This window comes from Vogesella amnigena (assembly GCF_042648905.1).
In the GTDB taxonomy this organism is placed as follows: domain Bacteria; phylum Pseudomonadota; class Gammaproteobacteria; order Burkholderiales; family Chromobacteriaceae; genus Vogesella; species Vogesella amnigena.
Genome location: NZ_JBHRYH010000028.1, coordinates 1 through 582, shown reverse-complemented (window position 1 = coordinate 582; position 582 = coordinate 1). Strand labels below are relative to the sequence as shown.

Sequence of the window (582 nt, the reverse complement as noted above, 5' to 3'; positions counted from 1 at the left end):
CCGTAATAGAAGGTGTGCGGGGCGATGTAGGACAGCTTGACGTGGCGGGAGCCGAGCACGCGCACGATGTCCAGCGCCGGAGCCAGCGTTTCCACCCAGTCTTCCGGGTGCGGCTCTACCGACAGGGTGATGTCTTCGCGTTCGAAGATCGGCACCAGTTCTTCCATCGAGCGCCACCAGGCGGCTTCGCACATTTCGCGAGTGTTGGCGCCGGCGCCCTGGCCGACCGAGCGCTCCGGCGAGGCGCCACGGCCGAATTCGGAAATCATCAGCCGGCAGTCCATTTCCACCGCCACTTCGATGGCCTTCTTCCAGCACTTCATTGCCCACTGGCGCTCGTCCTCGAACGGGCTGGCCCAGCGGTACATCGGCTGCAGGGTGGCCAGGCCGACGCCATGCTCGCGCAGCGCGCGCTTGAACTCGGCGATACGGCCGGCGTGGGCACGCGGCATCACCCACCAGTCGAGGAAGTCGGCACGGGGCGACAGCTCGATCTGGTCATAGCCCAGCTCGGCGGTTTTCTGCACCAGCGCCGGCAGGCTGAGGTGGCGGTGCATATAGGGGTCGAGCGCGATTTTCATG

General features: G+C 66.0%; 1 protein-coding gene. It reads right to left on the bottom strand.

Annotated elements, in window-relative coordinates:
- A partial coding sequence (locus ACFOKJ_RS12620; protein WP_390280124.1) for a sugar phosphate isomerase/epimerase family protein occupies nucleotides 1-582 on the bottom strand: 582 nt, incomplete at both ends.